Origin of the sequence: Amycolatopsis sp. WAC 01376 (assembly GCF_003947415.1) — a bacterium.
In the GTDB taxonomy this organism is placed as follows: Bacteria; Actinomycetota; Actinomycetes; order Mycobacteriales; family Pseudonocardiaceae; genus Amycolatopsis.
The window spans coordinates 408,426-424,099 of sequence record NZ_QHKL01000006.1 but is presented as its reverse complement, the minus strand read 5'-3'; the positions used below and the strand labels follow the sequence as shown (position 1 = coordinate 424,099).

The 15,674-nt window shown below is 66.7% G+C and carries 17 protein-coding genes and 1 tRNA gene; 12 read left to right on the top strand and 6 right to left on the bottom strand.

Annotated features, from left to right (window positions below):
* Positions 1-137: 137 nt before the first annotated feature.
* Genes DMH03_RS28935 through DMH03_RS28910 form a run of 6 tightly spaced genes read left to right on the top strand, consistent with a single transcriptional unit; the run spans position 138 to position 5,512 of the window.
* Positions 138-1,166, top strand: a complete 1,029-nt coding sequence (locus tag DMH03_RS28935; RefSeq protein WP_125795131.1) for a Gfo/Idh/MocA family oxidoreductase — start codon at positions 138-140, stop codon at positions 1,164-1,166.
* Positions 1,156-1,974, top strand: coding sequence for a sugar phosphate isomerase/epimerase (locus tag DMH03_RS28930; RefSeq protein WP_125795130.1), 819 nt, complete (start codon positions 1,156-1,158; stop codon positions 1,972-1,974). Before DMH03_RS28935 ends, DMH03_RS28930 begins: the two co-directional genes overlap by 11 nt.
* On the top strand, positions 1,971-3,191 hold the full coding sequence (locus DMH03_RS28925) for a M20/M25/M40 family metallo-hydrolase (protein ID WP_125795129.1): 1,221 nt from the start codon (positions 1,971-1,973) through the stop codon (positions 3,189-3,191). The genes DMH03_RS28930 and DMH03_RS28925 overlap by 4 nt, the downstream gene beginning before the upstream one ends.
* A complete protein-coding gene (locus tag DMH03_RS28920) occupies positions 3,188-4,237 on the top strand; it encodes an Ldh family oxidoreductase (RefSeq protein WP_125795128.1) in 1,050 nt (349 codons plus the stop codon). The genes DMH03_RS28925 and DMH03_RS28920 overlap by 4 nt, the downstream gene beginning before the upstream one ends.
* A complete protein-coding gene (locus tag DMH03_RS28915; protein ID WP_125795127.1) occupies positions 4,234-5,178 on the top strand; it encodes a Gfo/Idh/MocA family protein in 945 nt (314 codons plus the stop codon). Before DMH03_RS28920 ends, DMH03_RS28915 begins: the two co-directional genes overlap by 4 nt.
* Positions 5,111-5,512, top strand: coding sequence for a hypothetical protein (locus DMH03_RS28910; RefSeq protein WP_125795126.1), 402 nt, complete (start codon positions 5,111-5,113; stop codon positions 5,510-5,512). Before DMH03_RS28915 ends, DMH03_RS28910 begins: the two co-directional genes overlap by 68 nt.
* A gap of 49 nt (positions 5,513-5,561) precedes the next feature.
* On the opposite strand, the gene DMH03_RS28905 is transcribed toward DMH03_RS28910, so the two are convergent.
* From DMH03_RS28905 to DMH03_RS28890, 4 genes are all read right to left on the bottom strand, one after another.
* Positions 5,562-6,098 carry an EF-hand domain-containing protein gene (locus DMH03_RS28905; RefSeq protein WP_125795125.1) on the bottom strand — a complete coding sequence of 179 codons (537 nt, stop codon included), beginning with the start codon at positions 6,096-6,098 and terminating at the stop codon, positions 5,562-5,564.
* A gap of 77 nt (positions 6,099-6,175) precedes the next feature.
* Positions 6,176-7,423: a nucleotide sugar dehydrogenase gene (locus DMH03_RS28900; protein ID WP_125795124.1), complete on the bottom strand. Its 1,248-nt coding sequence runs from the start codon at positions 7,421-7,423 to the stop codon at positions 6,176-6,178.
* 34 nt (positions 7,424-7,457) lie between these two features.
* Positions 7,458-7,742, bottom strand: a complete 285-nt coding sequence (locus DMH03_RS28895; protein ID WP_370310905.1) for a hypothetical protein — start codon at positions 7,740-7,742, stop codon at positions 7,458-7,460.
* A 237-nt stretch (positions 7,743-7,979) separates the two neighbouring features.
* Positions 7,980-8,651: a TetR/AcrR family transcriptional regulator gene (locus tag DMH03_RS28890; protein WP_125795122.1), complete on the bottom strand. Its 672-nt coding sequence runs from the start codon at positions 8,649-8,651 to the stop codon at positions 7,980-7,982.
* Between the two features lie 85 nt (positions 8,652-8,736).
* Here DMH03_RS28890 and DMH03_RS28885 point away from each other — a divergent pair, with 85 nt between their 5' ends.
* Both DMH03_RS28885 and DMH03_RS28880 read left to right on the top strand, forming a co-directional pair.
* A complete protein-coding gene (locus DMH03_RS28885; RefSeq protein WP_125795121.1) occupies positions 8,737-9,699 on the top strand; it encodes an SDR family oxidoreductase in 963 nt (320 codons plus the stop codon).
* A gap of 371 nt (positions 9,700-10,070) precedes the next feature.
* Entirely contained in the window at positions 10,071-10,613 is a 543-nt protein-coding gene (locus DMH03_RS28880; protein WP_233611696.1) for a hypothetical protein, read from the top strand.
* Positions 10,614-10,615: 2 nt separating this feature from the next.
* Here the strand turns inward: DMH03_RS28880 and DMH03_RS28875 are convergent, their stop codons facing one another.
* On the bottom strand, positions 10,616-11,227 hold the full coding sequence (locus DMH03_RS28875; protein ID WP_005157321.1) for an ANTAR domain-containing response regulator: 612 nt from the start codon (positions 11,225-11,227) through the stop codon (positions 10,616-10,618).
* A 173-nt stretch (positions 11,228-11,400) separates the two neighbouring features.
* Here DMH03_RS28875 and DMH03_RS28870 point away from each other — a divergent pair.
* The 3 genes from DMH03_RS28870 (at position 11,401) to DMH03_RS28860 (ending at position 13,180) form a co-directional block, all read left to right on the top strand.
* A tRNA-Leu gene (locus tag DMH03_RS28870) sits at positions 11,401-11,477 on the top strand.
* A gap of 92 nt (positions 11,478-11,569) precedes the next feature.
* On the top strand, positions 11,570-12,304 hold the full coding sequence (locus DMH03_RS28865; RefSeq protein WP_125795119.1) for a DUF2637 domain-containing protein: 735 nt from the start codon (positions 11,570-11,572) through the stop codon (positions 12,302-12,304).
* A gap of 234 nt (positions 12,305-12,538) precedes the next feature.
* Positions 12,539-13,180: a site-specific integrase gene (locus tag DMH03_RS28860; protein WP_199749056.1), complete on the top strand. Its 642-nt coding sequence runs from the start codon at positions 12,539-12,541 to the stop codon at positions 13,178-13,180.
* Between the two features lie 376 nt (positions 13,181-13,556).
* Here DMH03_RS28860 and DMH03_RS28855 read toward each other — a convergent pair whose 3' ends face one another.
* Positions 13,557-14,630: a DUF3644 domain-containing protein gene (locus tag DMH03_RS28855; RefSeq protein WP_125795118.1), complete on the bottom strand. Its 1,074-nt coding sequence runs from the start codon at positions 14,628-14,630 to the stop codon at positions 13,557-13,559.
* Between the two features lie 446 nt (positions 14,631-15,076).
* Between DMH03_RS28855 and DMH03_RS28850 the strand changes: the two genes are divergently transcribed.
* Entirely contained in the window at positions 15,077-15,340 is a 264-nt protein-coding gene (locus tag DMH03_RS28850; RefSeq protein ID WP_255431259.1) for a DUF2610 domain-containing protein, read from the top strand.
* Positions 15,341-15,674 lie beyond the last annotated feature (334 nt).

Here is a 15,674-nt window from a genome sequence, read left to right as displayed (position 1 = left end):
CGTAGATGAGGCAATCCGGCCACCCGGCAGATTCGCACTTCCTGGTCAACCCGGGACCGAAGCATTGACACTTGATCTTCGTGATGTCAGTTTTGAAATGGATTTCGAATTGCGAAACTCGAGGAGCAGACTCACCAGTGCGTTCATTCGTTGTGGGACTCGGCCGCGCCGGCGCGGGTCTGCATCTTCCGGTCTTGGCCAAACTCCGCGAACGAACCCCTCAGCTCTTCGACGACGGCCCCGTCACGGCGTGCGAGCCGCGACAGAGCGTCGCCTCCCGGCCGGGTCTCGTGGTCGCGTCGACCATCGAAGCCGCGGCCACCGGACTCGACCCGGACGGCACCGTCGCCCACGTCTGCACACCGCCGACCGAACGGCTCACGGTGCTCACCGAGCTCGCCACGTTGGGCTTCCGCAAGGTGATCGTGGAGAAACCGCTCGCCGCCGACATCGACGACCTCGCCCGCATCATCCGGCTGCGCCGCAAGTACAAGCTGCATGTCGAGGTCGTCGAGCCCTGGCTCGCCAGCACCCTCACGGCACGGTTGGTCGAGCTGATCCGCGACGGCCGGTTGGGCGCCGCGAAGTCGATCGACATCGTCCAGAACAAGCCGAGATTCCGCCGTTCACTCGTCCGGCCGGGGCATCCGACCGCCTTCGACGTCGAACTGCCGCACGGAGTCGCGCTCGCGCTGCGGCTCGCGGGTGCCGCCCGGGTCACGCACGCGTCCGGATCCGATCTCGAAGTCGAGGGCAACATCGGCCCCCGGATGGGCGGCGCCACGATCGGGCTCCGGCACAATTCGGGTATCCACACGGAGATCCGTTCGGACCTCACGTCCCCGGTGCGGGAGCGGCGGGTCACCCTCGAATTCGAGCAGGGCACCGCTGTCGGGCATTTCGCGGTGAGCGGCGACGACCACCACTCCCAGCTGACGCTGTCTTCGAACGGCCGGTCCGAGCACGTCGTGCTGCGGGACGACGCGATGACCGAGTGGATGTTCGAGGCCTACCGGAAGTTCCGGCTGGACGGGGAACAGACCCAGGGGTTCACCTTCGCCACCGAGGTGGTGCGGTTGCTTTCGGTCGCCAAGAACATCTGCGCGGAACCGGTCTCCCGGCCGAGGCGTCCCGAACCCGACGCGGTGGCCACCCATGCCGGATGACCCGGTACTCGCCGGCATCACGGACGAGGCGGCGGCGGACGTCGGCGGCCAGCTCTCGGTGCTCGACGCACTGGGGTGGAAGGCGATCGAACTGCGCAGCGTCGACAACGACGCCATCGCCGACCTCTCCGACGACCGGTTCGACGCGGTCGCGACCACCTTGTCGGACCAGGGGGTGCGCGTGGTCTGCCTGGCGTCCCGGATCGGTGGCTGGGCCCGGCCGATCGGCACCGATTTCCGGCACGACCTCGCCGAACTCGACGTACTCGCCGGGCGAGCCAAGGCGGTCGGCACCCGCTACCTCCGGATCATGTCCTATCCCAACGACGGGCTGAGCGATCACCGGTGGCGCGCTCAGGTCATCGCGCGGATCACCGTCCTCGCCGAACGCGCCGAAAAGCACGGGGTGACGCTGCTTCACGAGAACTGCTCGGGCTGGGCGGGGACCAGGTCCGAGCGCATGCTCGAACTGCTGGACGAGGTCGCCAGCCCGGCGCTGAAGTTGTTGTTCGACACCGGAAACGGCGTCGCCCACGGGTACGACGGGTTCGACCTGCTCGCCGACATCGCCGTCCACGTCGAACACGTGCACATCAAGGACGCGGACGAGCGCGGCTTCACCCTTCCCGGTCAGGGCGCCGCGCGGGTCGCCGACTGCGTGAAACTCCTCCGGGCCAACGGCTACCAGGGCGCGTGGTCGTTGGAGCCGCATCTCGCGATCAAACCGCACGAACAAGGTGTGCTGGCACCCGGCGCGATGTCCGCGTTCGTCGCCGCGGGCCGCGCGATGGCCGGGCTGGTCCAGTGATCCCCGCGGACCGGGACCTGCTGTTGCGGCTACTCGACCTGCCGACGGCCGGTCCGCTCGAGACCACCGGCGAAGTCCGGCTGTGGGACGCGATGCGCGCCTACGCCGACGCCGCGTCCGAAATCGGTTTCGACGTCTTGAGTTTCGCCGCCCCGGACCCGTCGGTGCTGGACCGCCCCGGTGTCCCCGTCGCGGTCCGCGACGCCGGGCCGGAGTTCCTCGCTTGCCAGCCGAGCCTCGCGCTGCGGATCGGCCCGGCCGCTCCCGCCGTGCTGTTCAACGTGCACCTCGACACGGTGGCGCCGTTCGAACCGGCGGGTTTCGACGGCTCCAGGTTCACCGGCCGCGGCGCGATCGACGCGAAAGGACCCGCGGTGGCGCTGCTGGCCGGTGTCCGGGCCGCCATCGCGGCGGATCCGGCGGTCGGCCGGGATGCCGGTGTCCTCATCCAGGCCGTGTCCGGCGAGGAGGGCGGCGCGATGGGTACCTTCGGCACGCGGCCGCTCGTCGAAGCGGGATTTCACGGCGCTCTCAACATCTTCTGCGAGCCGACCGGGCTGCGATACCTGCCACGATGTTCGGCGTCGATGACCGCGTGCGTGCGGGTGGACGGTGAAGACGCCATCGACGACGAGCCGCACCGTGGGCACAACGCGACGGTTCTGCTGGGCTTCCTCGCCCAGCACCTCGCGGACGACCTGGCGAAGCACGGTCAGGTCTGTGTGGCCGGACTGCACACCGGACGACTGCACAACAGGGTGTACGGCAGCGGAGAGCTTCTGCTCAACATTCCTTACGACTGCGAAGAAGTAGCGGCGAAGATGACTTCGGCTCTGGAGGACGGGCTGCGCACCGGCATCGCCGGGTTCGTTTCCCGGTTCCGGGAGTCGCCGTCCTTCGCCCGCACCGCGACGGACGCGGCGGCGATCACCGGCCTGCGGTGGCTGAAACGCGACCTTCCCGCTTTGCCGGTGCAGGACATTCCGCTGCTGGACGCGTTCGTTCCGCGCTGGCCGGACGACGAGCCCGGATTCACCTGCGACGCCCTGTGGCTCGCCGATGTCCCCGGCGCCAGGACGGCCGTTCTCGGTCCCGGTTCGCTGGGCGCCAACAACGCGCATTCGCGCGGGGAATACGCCGATATCGAAGAACTCGACCGGTTCAGTGAGCTCGTGCGCGAGATCGTCGTGCGGTTCAGCCGGAACGGAGGAGCTTGACCGTGCTGGTGCCCTATCCGGCCTTGCTTTCCCAGGTCACCGCGGTTTTCGTGGACCGCGGGATGCCCGAGGACCGGGCGGCGATCGCCGCCACCGCGTTGTGCCACGGTGACCTGACCGGGGTGACCTCGCACGGTCTGGTCAATCTGACCCGGCTGTACCTGCCCCTGCTCGACCAAGGACGCGCCGAACCGAAGGCGGACATGGTCGTCGAGACCGATCTCGGCGCGTGTGTCCTCGCCGACGCCCGCCGCACACTCGGGTTGTGGTCGGCGTCGCAGGCGATGGAACTGGCGTGCGCCAGGGCTTCACGGCACGGCATCGGCATGGTGTCGCTGCGCGGGGCCACGCATATCGGCTGCGCCGGTCACCACGCCGCGCGCGCCGTCGCGCACGGCATGATCGGCCTCATCGCGTCGAACTGCGGCGGGCAGCGCATCGCCCCGCCACCGGGTGGCGCGGCCGCGATGCTCGGCACGAACCCGCTCGCGCTGGCCTGTCCCGCCGGCGGCGCGCATCCGTTCGTCCTCGACATGAGCACCACCGTCGTCCCGACCGGCCGGATCCGGGCCGCGGCGCGTGAAGGCCGGGAGATCCCGCCTGGGTGGCTCGCCGACGACGACGGTTCACCGGTGACCGATCCCGCCGCGTTCGACCGCGGTGAAGCTCACCTGCAGTGGCTGGGCGGCGCTCCCGAAACAGGTGCTTACAAGGGATTCGGGCTCGGGCTGCTCGTCGAGGTGCTCGGCGCGCTGGTGCCCGGCGCCACACTCGGCGCCACCTCCGCCGACGCTGACCGAGACGACGACATCGGAGTCCTGGCGCTGGCGATCGCCCCAGAAGTGTTGCGCTCCGGATTCTCCTCCGACGCGTCCGCGCTCTTCACCGCCGTGCGTGGCTGGCCGGCCCGTGATCCCGCCGTCCCGGTCGCCTATCCCGGCTGGCACGAGGGCGAGCGCGCGGCCCGGTTCCGCGAGGACGGGGTGCCGGTGCCGGACGCGGTCTACGAGGAACTCCGCGCGGCACTGGAGAGGACGCCCGGATGATCCGGGCCGGAGTCGTCGGACTCGGTGTCATCTCGAAGTTCTACCTCGCCGCGCTGGAGCGATCGCGGGAGTTCGCGCTCGCCGCGGTCTGCGATCTCGACCCGGCCAAACTCGCGAAAAGCGCCGTGCCCGGCTATCGCGATCATCGCGAGATGCTCGCCGACGGCGGGCTCGACGCGGTGATCGTGACCGCGCCCAACGACGTCCACGCCACCGTGTGCCGGGACGTGCTGGACGCCGGCTTGCCGGTGTGCGTGGAGAAGCCGATCGCCACCAGGCTCGCCGACGGCGAGGATCTCGTGGCGAGGGCGGCGCGGCGGGACGTCGCGCTGTTCACCGCTTTCCACCGCAGGTACAACGGCAACGTGCTCGCCCTGCGCGAGCGGCTCGTCGGCGGGCCACCGATCGCTTCGCTGACGGTGCGCTATCTGGAGCGGATCGAAGAGCACGTCGGCGGTGATCGCTGGTACCTCGACGCGACGCGGTGCGGCGGTGGCTGTGTGGCGGACAACGGGCCGAATGCCCTCGACCTCGTCCAGCTGTTCCTGGGTTCGATGGTGCTGCGGGACGTCCGGATCAGCCGTGACGCGGACGGCGTCGACCGGCGGGCGACGCTCGTACTGGAGGGCGCTGTCGTGGAACTCGACTGGTCGTTTCCCGGTGAGGTCAAGGATGTCGAGGTCCGGCTGACCGACGGCACCGTCCTGCGTGCCGACCTGCTCGCCGGCTATCCGGAGTTCAAGGAATCGCTGTGGCACGAGTACGCCGGACTGCTGCGTGAGTTCGCGGAAGCCGTACGCGAGGGCGGGGCTTGGCGCGACAGCGGCCTCGACGCACTGTCCATAGTGGACGCGTGTTACCGGAGGGAGAACGATGCGGGAAGACGGACCGAAACGCGAGATCACCGGCACCGTGGTGAAGGTGCTCGTACATCACCGTGACGACCGGGGAATGAGTCTCGAACCGTTCGCCAGCCGGTGTGTCCGCGTCGGCGAGGTGCACGAGCTCGTCACGACCAGCCATGACGACACGGAGCCCGGGGCGCGCATCGACCACGTCGGCTTCCTCGGCTTCGCCGAAATAGCGCGGGCCGGCGTGATCGACCGGGGCGACGAAGTGTGGATCGGCGGCGAACTCGTCGGCACCGTCCTCGGCTTCGACGGCTGCCATTTTCCCAACCACTACAACATTCTCATCCACACCGCGCTGCCCGTCACCGGCGAGGAAATCGGCCTGAAGCCGGAACGGGAAGTCTGCTTCCGCGGCCGGTGGTGAGCGGCCTCCGCGCCGGAGAGCCACTCACCACCACGCCGTCAGGTCACCGTCATTTGCCCAGCAGTGGCACGTCGCTCTTGCCGAGATGGTAGTCACGGACCGCGTGCACGAGTTCGTCGACGGTCAGCTTCCCGTTGCCGTTGACGTCGATGGCCCGGAACGCGGGGGCCACGGCCGAGGCTTCGACACCGATCGCGTTCAGCCACTTGGCGAACTCCTGCTGGTTGACCTCGCCGTCGCCGTCGGTGTCGCACAGGCCGACGATCGCCGCGATGGTCGGGCGGACCACGCGCGCGAATCCCGCGTCGCCCTCCTGGAAGATCTGCGCTTCGATCACCTGGGTGAACTGCTGCTCGTTCAACGAGCCGTTCGGGCCGACGCCCGCCTTGCCCGCCAGGTACTCGTACATCGTCAGGAACGAGTCCTTCACCGCGCGGGCCTGTGGCGACCCGGGGTCCTCGCCGAACGCGTCGATGATCCGGGTGGCCTCGGCCTCGAAGTCGGACCTTTCGATCCTGCCGTTGCCGTTGACGTCCCACTTCTCGAAACGCTTCTTGAGCCTGTCGTTCTTGACCGCCGTGGTCATTCGTACACTCTCCTGTTCGCGGAAGCTTCGAAGAATTGCGGTACCGGCGTCCGCCCGGCACACCCCGGGCGGGACGTTCAAAGACGGACGACCTCCTTTCCGGGAACCTGTCCCGTCACGTCGAACAGCAACCTGGCCGTCGAGGCCAGGCGGCCGTGGTCATAGGCGCGGTGCGCCACCAGCAGGACGGCGACGTCCGCGGTACGGAGCACCTCGTCGAGATCGGCCACCGGTGGTCCCAGTTCGGGCACCGTGACGGCCACCGGATCGTGGTAGGACAGATCGGCCCCGAGCGCGCGCAACCGGACGGCGATCCGGATGGCGGCGGACTCACGGGTGTCCGGCACGTCGGCCTTGTATGCGACACCGAGGAGGAGCACTTTCGCGCCTCGCAACGGTTTCCCGTGTTCGGCGAGCAGCCGTGTCACCCGTTGGACCACATGCTCCGGCATCTGGTCGTCCACGAGGCGAGCCGCGTGGACGACGCCGAGCAGGGCGCCTTCCCGCTCGGCCTTGTCCAGCAGGTACTTGGGGTCGACCGGGATGCAGTGCCCGCCCACGCCCGGCCCCGGCACGAACGGCGTGAAACCGAACGGCTTGGTCGCGGCGCAGTGCAGCACGTCCCACACATCGACGCCGATCCGGTCGCAGAAGATCGCGATTTCGTTGACCAGCGCGATGTTCACGTAGCGGTAGGTGTTCTCCAGCAGCTTGGCCATCTCGGCTTCCCTGGTGCCGCGCGCCACCACCACCGTGTCGACGAACCGCTCGTAGAATTCCGCGCAGGACTTGGCGCACGCCGGGGTCTGGCCGCTGATCACCTTCGGGGTGTTACGGATGCCGAAGCGCCGGTTTCCGGGGTCGACCCGCTCGGGTGAATAGGCGAGCGAGAAGTCCTTTCCCGCGGTCAGGCCGTATTTCTCCAGGATGGGCCGGACGATCTCGTCGGTGGTGCCCGGAAAACTCGTCGATTCGATCACCACCAGCGTGCCCGGCGTCAGCTGTTCGGCGACCGTCGCCGCCGCGGCTCGCACGGCGCCGAGATCGGGCCCGCCCGTCGAATCCAGACCGGTCGGCACGCAGACCACGATCGTCTTCGCGTCGCCGAGCACCTCGGGATCGGTCGTCACGGTGAAGCCGCTCGCCCGCATCGACCGCAACCGGCTCGCGGACACGTCGGGCACATGTGAACGGCCCGCGGCCACCGCCGCCGCCACCCGCGGCGAGGTGTCGTACCCGACGACCGACAACCCCGCCGAGGCGGCGGCTTCCGCCAGCGGTAGCCCGACGTAGCCGACTCCTACAACGACAACGTCGACAGACACGGGACCCCCTCAGTCTCGATGTCACGCGAACCGATCAGCCGACCGAGAATGAGCCACTGCCCGCCGCGACGTGGGAGCCGTACCCCGGATTGACCGTCAAGCCGGGCGTCAGGCAGAACGGATCGCCGTGAACGACCACTTCCGACGAAGTCTGGTTGGTCAGAACGTGTGCGGCGATAGGGAGTTTGTTGCAGCCTTCAGGATTCCTGAAGGTGTCCAGCCGCTGGAATTCGGTGGAGAAGACCACCACACTGCCGGCCGCTGCCTCCGCGGGCGGACTCGGCAAGATCAGCAAGGCGCCCGCGGACGCCGCGCTCAACGCCGCTATGACAAGACGATTCATCGAATGCCTCCACATCCAAGATCACGACTTCTCTCCGCACGCTAACAGTCACTCCGCGTAAAACTCGCTGCTCGGCGGATCTTCACGCGCGCAGGTTGCGGCCGACCCGGACGGATCATTCGGATGGCTGCCTCAAGCGCTCTCTACGTGATCTTCGAACGCGCGCTGTTCACATGAACGAGTGGCGCGAACGCTTTCTCGGACGACGGAGGACTACTGGACCGGACTGTCCTTTATGGACCGGCCGAACAACCCGTCCACGATCAGCTCCGCGAGTTCGCGCGCGGTGCGCGCCTGGCTTTCGCGCGTGACCGGTTGGGCCCGCCCGAGCCGATGCGCGAGCGGCAGTTGCACCAGGCCGGCGACCGGGCTGATCACGGCGAAGAACAGTACGTCCACGGGCACGGTGGGCAGCCGGTCGGCGGCCATGAGCCGTTCGAGGGCCGGGACCAGCGGACCCAGCGTCGGTTCCACGTAGTGCTCGTACAGGTAGTCCAGACGCTCGGACTCGCGGGCGAATTCGTCGGCGAGCAGGCGGCCGAGCAGGGGCGCCTCGACGGCGGCCTGGTAGAAGTGGACGATCACGGCGCGCACCCGCTCGGCGTCGTCCATGTCGGCCTCGATCAGCCGCCGCCGGTCTCGCTGGTCGCGTTCGAGGGTCGAATCCACCACGGCCCGCCAGAAATCGGCCTTGGACCCATAGCGGTCGTTGATGAAGTTGTGGCTCACGCCGAGTCGTCTCGCGAGCTCCCTCGCCGAAGTCCGGTCGTAACCGAGCTCGGCGAAGGCCTCCATCCCCCGCCGAAGGATCTCCGCCTCGGCGGGCACCGGACGCGCGCCTGCCCCGGGACGCCCTGGTCCTCGCCCCGCACCCACTGCCGCCATGCGTTCATTCTCCCGCCCCGACTTGACACCTGTCAGATAGAACTTAATCTGACAGGTGTCAGCCAGCAAGCCAAGGAGAGGAACGATGGCGAAGACCACGCCGGACATCCCGGTCCCCGATCTCACGGGCAAGCTCGCGGTGGTCACCGGAGCGAGTGACGGCGTCGGCCTGGGGCTGGCGAACCGGCTCGCCGCGGCGGGCGCGGAGGTCGTCTTGCCGGTCCGAAACCCCCGCAAGGGTGAGGCCGCGATCGCGCGAATCCGCCGCGAGAACCCCGATGCCGAACTCTCGCTGCGTGACCTCGACCTGTCCTCACTGGCGTCGGTCGCCGCCTTGGCGGACCGGCTCACCGAGGAAGGGCGGCCGATCCACCTCCTGATCGCCAACGCCGGCGTGATGACGCCGCCCGACCGGCAGACCACCGAGGACGGTTTCGAACTGCAGTTCGGCACCAACCACCTCGGGCATGTCGCCCTGGTGGCACGGTTGCTTCCACTTTTGCGCGCGGGCAAGGCTCGGATCACTTCGCAGATCAGCATCGCCGCCGGACGGCATTCCCTCAACTGGGACGATCTCCAGTGGGAACGGAAGTACAACGGCGATCAGGCCTACAGCCAGTCGAAGATCGCCTTCGGCCTGTTCGGCCTCGAACTCGACAGGCGCAGCCGTGACAACGGCTGGGGTATCACGAGCAACCTCTCCCACCCCGGGGTGACACCCACGAACCTTCTCGCCGCACGCCCGGAAATCGGCCGCGGCCGCGACACCATGACGGTGCGGTTCATCCGCACACTGGCCGCGCGCGGAATCCTGTTCGGGAAGGTGGAGTCGGCGCTGTTGCCCGCTCTCTACGCCGCGACGTCGCCGAGCGCCGAAGGCGGCCGCCTCTACGGACCCAGCGGCTTCAACCACCTCTCCGGCCCGCCCGCCGAACAGAAGCTGTATTCACCCTTACGCAGCACGGATGACGCGCGCCGGATCTGGGAGATCTCCGAAGAGTTGACCAGCCTTCGCTTCCCGGCCGAGAGCGACCGCCCTCTCGCTTGATTCGCTTCACTTTGCGCATTTCCGTCCCCCTCGCCGTTTCATTGTCCGATACCGCACTTCGCGGCATTTTCCGGCGCGGAATTCGACCCCTGCGCCGTATTCCCGACCGCCTATCACGACCCGAGTCGCGATGGGCTCCATCGTCATCAACCGGACAGTCCAAGGACGACGAAGATCTGAACACGGGAAAGAAACAGCGGCGCTGACCAGCAGTAATGCGTCGCCCTGAGATGAATTGGCTCCCGGCAGACAGCTCAAGGAGATGGAATTCGTCCCTCCCCCGAGCCGGAGCGATCCCGTACGATGAGCCCATGTCGGGGGACGAACCGAAGAAAACCGACGACGAGCCCGAATACAAGAAGTGGGCCGTCATGATCGGCGCGGTCAGCGGGGTATTGGCCATTTTCGTGGCCGTCAATACGCTGACCGGGTTCAATCCGTTCAAAGACCCCGACCCGTCCCCCACCAGCGAGCCACCGGTTTCACGAACGTTCGCGGCGGCGACGAGGGCGCCGCGGACGACCCGGACCACCGAGCCGGAAAAGACACGTGAACCGGTGTCGAACACCGATGTGGCGGACGTGACCACCACCCAGGCCACCCGGACGACGCCGCCGGCCCGGCCCGAATTCCAAGTGCGCTCGTCGCAGTGGAACGGGCCGTGCAACGACAACGCCTGCTCGATGAGCGCCGTGTTCCGCAACAACGGCGGAACGGGCTCCGGAAGCGCGACCTTCTTCGTGCTGTGGCCGGACAAGTTCAGCTATCTCGCGCAGTGTTCCGTCGCCTTGCCGAGGACGGCGGGCGACGATTTCACCAGCGCCGGTTGCATCGCGAGCAGCGCACAGCTCCAGGACTATTTCCGCACGCACCGCGGCGGAACCGTGCGCCTGTACGTCAAAACCGAAAGCTGACGTCAGCCGATACTCTCGACGACGGCCTCGGCCACCGCCTTCATCGTGGTCCGGCGGTCCATCGCGGTGCGCTGTATCCACCGGAACGCGTCCGGCTCGGTGAGCCCCTGACGGCTCATCAGCAGCCCCTTGGCGCGGTCGATGACCTTGCGCGTCTCGAGCCGGTCCGTGAGGCCCGCGACCTCGGACTCGAGGGCCTGGAGCTCGGCGAACCGGCTCACGGCCAACTCGATCGCGGGCACAAGGTCGCGCTTCGCGAACGGCTTGACCAGGTACGCCATCGTGCCCGCGTCCCTCGCCCGCTCGACCAGGTCACGCTGACTGAACGCGGTCAGGATGACGACCGGCGCGATCCGGTCACCGGTGATCTTCGAAGCGGCCTCGATCCCGTCGAGCTTGGGCATCTTGACGTCGAGAATCACCAGATCGGGCTTCAACTCGGTGGCAAGGTTGATGGCCTGCTCGCCATCTCCGGCCTCGCCGACCACCTCGTAGCCCTCTTCGCGCAACATCTCGACGAGGTCCAGCCGGATGAGGGCCTCGTCTTCGGCCACGAGCACCCGCCGCTGGGGTGCAGCGACGGCACCATTGGCCTCGGCAGCCTGCTCGGTCACCGGGGTCCTCCTGAAGGTCGTCGGGCAGTTCGGCTCGCGGTCTGTCCGCGAACCTGAAGCCTACCGGGAACGATCCAGACGGCTAGATGGCGTTCACCACGTCAGACGGTCGTCACACTCCCGGGCCCGGCGAACGGCGCCCTCCCGTGATCCCGTAAAGTTCACCGCGCACCGCCCCCGTAGCCCAACTGGCAGAGGCAACGGATTCAAAACCCGTCCAGTGTGAGTTCGAATCTCACCGGGGGCACCAACAGCATCTACATGGACTCCTTCCTCTCGTGAACTGCGGATTTCCGCGACGACGGTGATCGAACGCCGCCGTCGCAACGCCCGGTAACCGCTATGACCAGCACGAGCGGAACAACATCCGGCGCATTGCGTGACCCGGCTCTGGCGGTGCAGTGCAGCTGTACAGCCCTGGTCGCCCTCGGCGCCGCTTACGCCTCCTACCGCCACGGACGAGACTTCGCGCTGCAATTCGGCGCAGACCGCACCACCGCCGCCATCTGGCCACTCATCGTCGATGGCCTCCTCATGATCGCCACCGTCGAGCTCTGGAAGCCGGTGGACCGCGACCGAGCCGGAGGTCGCTGGACGGCATGGCTTGCCTTCGTCTTCGGCATCTCGCTCTGCGCCAACGTCGGCTCCGCAGCCGACCTGAGCATGTTCGGCGTGATTGTCGCCGCCTGCCCTCCCCTCGCCTTGCTCCTCGCCGTCGAACTACTCAACCGAGCGCTCAAACGACACAGGACCGAAACTGTCGGCCCCAGGGAGGAACAGAGTGACGACAGCGTAGGCACAACCTCGACTAGCAACACCACCGTCATCCAGCTGACCTCGGAGAACGAACAGGAGCCACCTGCCGAGCAGACCGCTGAAGAACGCATGAGGGTCTATTACCTCGCCGAGCAAGCCGAAGGCCGAACGCCCACAGGTGCCGACCTAGACCGTGCCGCCGGCACCCATAACTACGGCCGCCGCATTCTACGAAAATGGCGGGCGAATGGAGGTCCCTCGCGGCTCGACCCGGACAACCGGGGCAAACCTGCCCAATACGAAACTACCCAGTTGGTGTGAAGACCGTCGCCAACGGACAATTTGTTGCTCGACCTACGGATTAAAAGTCTCCAGCTCAGCCATGTTACCTAGCGGCGTTCAGTACCAAATTCTGCCAGTTTGTGCAGGTCAACGCCAGTCTTCGCCGGGGACGAGTGCCGTCCTGTGTCGCCCTGTGTCGGGCTCTGCGTCGGCAACGGAGCCCAATCGAAGACGTTGTGGCCCGGCGTCGCAGCCGGCAGTGCCCGGTGGATAGTGGGCGGTCCGGATCGAAGCACGTGCTGGAGGTGTTGGCGCGCCGGACGTCAACCATGCGCATTCCCCGACACCGGCGAAATCGTCCCGCTCTTCCAGATCGTCCCGTCGAAGAACAACGAGGAACGGCTCCTCCTCGTCAGCCCAGAACTCGCCAGCGTGTTGGCCACCATCGTCACGCGCCTGCGCGACAGTCACAACGGAACCGTCCCGCTCACCGGACTGCGCGACGACCTCGGCACCCCACCGCACGACTTCCGCCGCATCTTCGCCACCGAAGCCGTCACCAGCGGCCTCCCCGTCCACATCGGTGCACGCCTGCTCGGACACGCCTCGCTGGACACCACCCAGGCCCACGTCGCCGTCTTCCAAGACGACCTGGTCCGCACCTACCGGGCGTTCCTCGCCCAGCGTCGCGCGATCCGGCCGGCCGAGGAATACCGCGTAGCAACCGACCAGGAATGGACAGAGTTCCAGCAGCACTTCCACGCACGCAAGCTGGAACTCGGCACCTGTGGCCGCCCCTACGGCTCCTCCTGCCAGCACGAGCACGCATGTATCCGATGCCCGGTCCTTCACGTCGACCCCGCCGACGTGCCCGGCTGGTCGAGATCGCGAATAACCTCAGAGACGGATCTGTGAAGCCGAGCTCAACGGATGGCGAGGAGAGATCGACGGCCTCACCGTCAGCCTTAAGGCAGCTCACACGAAGCTAGCTGCGCTCGACCGGCACACTGCGAACTCTGACCACGTCGGGCCCGTGAGCATCGGCATGCCTACTGTCAAAATGTCTTAGGCCACACGGGACCCAGCAGTCGTCGGGCGAACCGTCCTCGCCGCACTTCCGGCCACGGCCGACCACCACGCGGCCCAACATCGAGCCCTCGCCAGTGTTGAGATCTTCAACGCGAAGCCTTGGCCCCGCCCCTGCTCAATGGTGACGGGCTGCCCTTCGTGCCGTATTAGCTCGCGAGCGGCGCGGCGCCCAGGGCGTGTTTCGCCTATCGAGACCCTATGTTCAGGACAGCCCGGATGTCGACGTGTCGTCTTCGCGCGGCTCCGGGTCCTTACCGAACACTGATCGGAACTTTATTAGCGTATCCAGCTCCGACACACATCTCTTGATATAGGCCGGTGTGTACAAGTAGTGGCGGTGCGGAGCACTGTAGATGCAGTATCTGCGGTCGGTCTTCTCAGGCGGTTCACCGATTTCGGGGCGGACACCGTGCGCCTTGCGCATCCCGGTGAAGTGAGTCTGGTTGAACTTGAACGGCAACTGCGCCGCGATGGCTTGGGCCGCCTGCGCCGGAAGCATTTCGTCCTTCAGCGCGACGTCCCTCAGTTTCTCCGCGATCACCACCGTTCCGGTCTTCGCCTCCCCGCGGATTCGCGCCAGGTCCTCCTCCGACAGTTCCTCTTCCCGGACGAACGTCACCGCCAGGTCGGCCTCGGAAGTCGAGCCTTTCATCGGCGACAGCTGGATCCGGTAGACGAAGCGTTCATCGTCCCGCACCGATTGGTCGAGCGCTCCCTCGAAGGTCGTGATGTACGTTCTGGCCGCAGCCGTGATTCCACGCCGCAGCTTCCGCTGCTCCTCCATGCCTGCCGGAGTGAAGGACTGGACGAAAACCGGGAAGCGCAGTTCGTCAGCAAGACTATGCTCCTGACCGAATCGGGCAGCCAGTTCAGCCTCGAAGTTGATCACCAAAGCGTGCGTATGAGCGGCTGTGGCGACCAGCAGCGCGGCCTCGAACCTGTGCTCGATCTTGTTCCGCAAACCTATGAAGAACTCGACGTTCGCACGTACAGGATCGCTGTCGCCGAACTCTTCCTTCAGGCAATGCCGAAGCTCCCACGAGCGCCGCTGGCCGTCCTTGCCCTTGGCGTAGTGGCCACGAGCGTCACGGTAGTAGAAGTTGACCCCTCGGCGCGAGAAGTCGGCGTGCAACAGGTTCTGCCAGGCGAGATGCATGTGGACGACGAAGTCGAGATAGCTGCGTTTGTCTCCAGACCGGTTGTAGAAATCGATGGCGACACAGGCCTGACGACGAGACTCCATCAACGTATGCCACCACCGCGGCCTCGGCGCCATGAACGCCTCCTCGTAGTTCCACCGACTCGTAGTTCCACCGAGAAGTGTCGTCGCTCGTTCCCCTTGACCGGCACCCGTGATCGAAATGCGACCGGGGCAGGTCGTTTTGTAATATCCGCAGCGCGATCGCGTAGGCACCCAACGACCAACTCCGAGACCTCTTCGGCAGCACCCCAGGAGGTGCGACTGCTGTCTGGGCAAGGACGTCGTACGACCGCACCGCGCGAACTCCTCACATCGTTCGATCGGCTCCTGTATGTCGCGAACCACGGAAGCCGCCCGTCACGGTCCAGATCGTGCCACATCCGGCGGTCCGATTGAGGCCTTACAGCGAGAATTTCTGTGACATGAACGAAAGCCATAAGCGGACATCCAGAATCAAGGCCACATAAAGTCCATTGTGGACCTTTAGGTGATCACGCCGGCGCGACCGGATCGAGACCGGGGTGAAATATATACGTCGGCGAGCCCGTCCGCTCGAACAGCAACGTGGCCGACTGATGCGTGACCGTGGCGTTTCGAACCCACCTGAGGTCATGGATTCGTTCGAGAAGCTCCACAAGATCGCGTTGGAGAACCCGGTGGACTTCGAGGAGCTGTACGTGCAGTCGATGGAGGAAGTGGCGAACGGCCGAGCGACCGGATCGGATCTCTCGAGGATTAGGGGGCGATTCTCGAGCACACGCACTCGCGGCACCCCGGCGTTCTGAACCGCGGCCAGAAGGCGGTCCTGCGAGTGGAACAGGTCGCCCGGCACCGCGCGGTGGTTCACCTGCCGATGGAACTCCAGCCAGCCGCCCATCAGTTTCGTGGGAGCTGTCGGTTCCCCTGGCAGCACCAGCCGAGTAGTCCACAGTTCTGGTGCGATACCTGGAGCGTCACGGTCCGGACACTGCCACCGAGGTGGCGAGGCCGCCGGTTCGGCAAGGTCTGCCTGCTTGACGATGACCATGTCCGTGGACGAGTGTTCACCGCTGGCGCGGTGGTGGCTGGTGGAGCCTCCGCGCGTATCCGGGTCAGCTCGTGTTTGCTTGGTAGCAGCCG

Bases quoted from the DNA above. Each gene is read 5' to 3' on its own strand.
- DMH03_RS28930 (WP_125795130.1), top strand. From the start codon at position 1,156: ATGCCGGATGACCCGGTACTCGCCGGCATCACGGACGAGGCGGCGGCG.
- DMH03_RS28915 (WP_125795127.1), top strand. From the start codon at position 4,234: ATGATCCGGGCCGGAGTCGTCGGACTCGGTGTCATCTCGAAGTTCTAC.
- DMH03_RS28910 (WP_125795126.1), top strand. From the start codon at position 5,111: ATGCGGGAAGACGGACCGAAACGCGAGATCACCGGCACCGTGGTGAAG.
- DMH03_RS28905 (WP_125795125.1), bottom strand. From the start codon at position 6,098: ATGACCACGGCGGTCAAGAACGACAGGCTCAAGAAGCGTTTCGAGAAG.
- DMH03_RS28890 (WP_125795122.1), bottom strand. From the start codon at position 8,651: ATGGCGGCAGTGGGTGCGGGGCGAGGACCAGGGCGTCCCGGGGCAGGC.
- DMH03_RS28885 (WP_125795121.1), top strand. From the start codon at position 8,737: ATGGCGAAGACCACGCCGGACATCCCGGTCCCCGATCTCACGGGCAAG.
- DMH03_RS28880 (WP_233611696.1), top strand. From the start codon at position 10,071: ATGATCGGCGCGGTCAGCGGGGTATTGGCCATTTTCGTGGCCGTCAAT.
- DMH03_RS28865 (WP_125795119.1), top strand. From the start codon at position 11,570: ATGACCAGCACGAGCGGAACAACATCCGGCGCATTGCGTGACCCGGCT.
- DMH03_RS28855 (WP_125795118.1), bottom strand. From the start codon at position 14,630: ATGGCGCCGAGGCCGCGGTGGTGGCATACGTTGATGGAGTCTCGTCGT.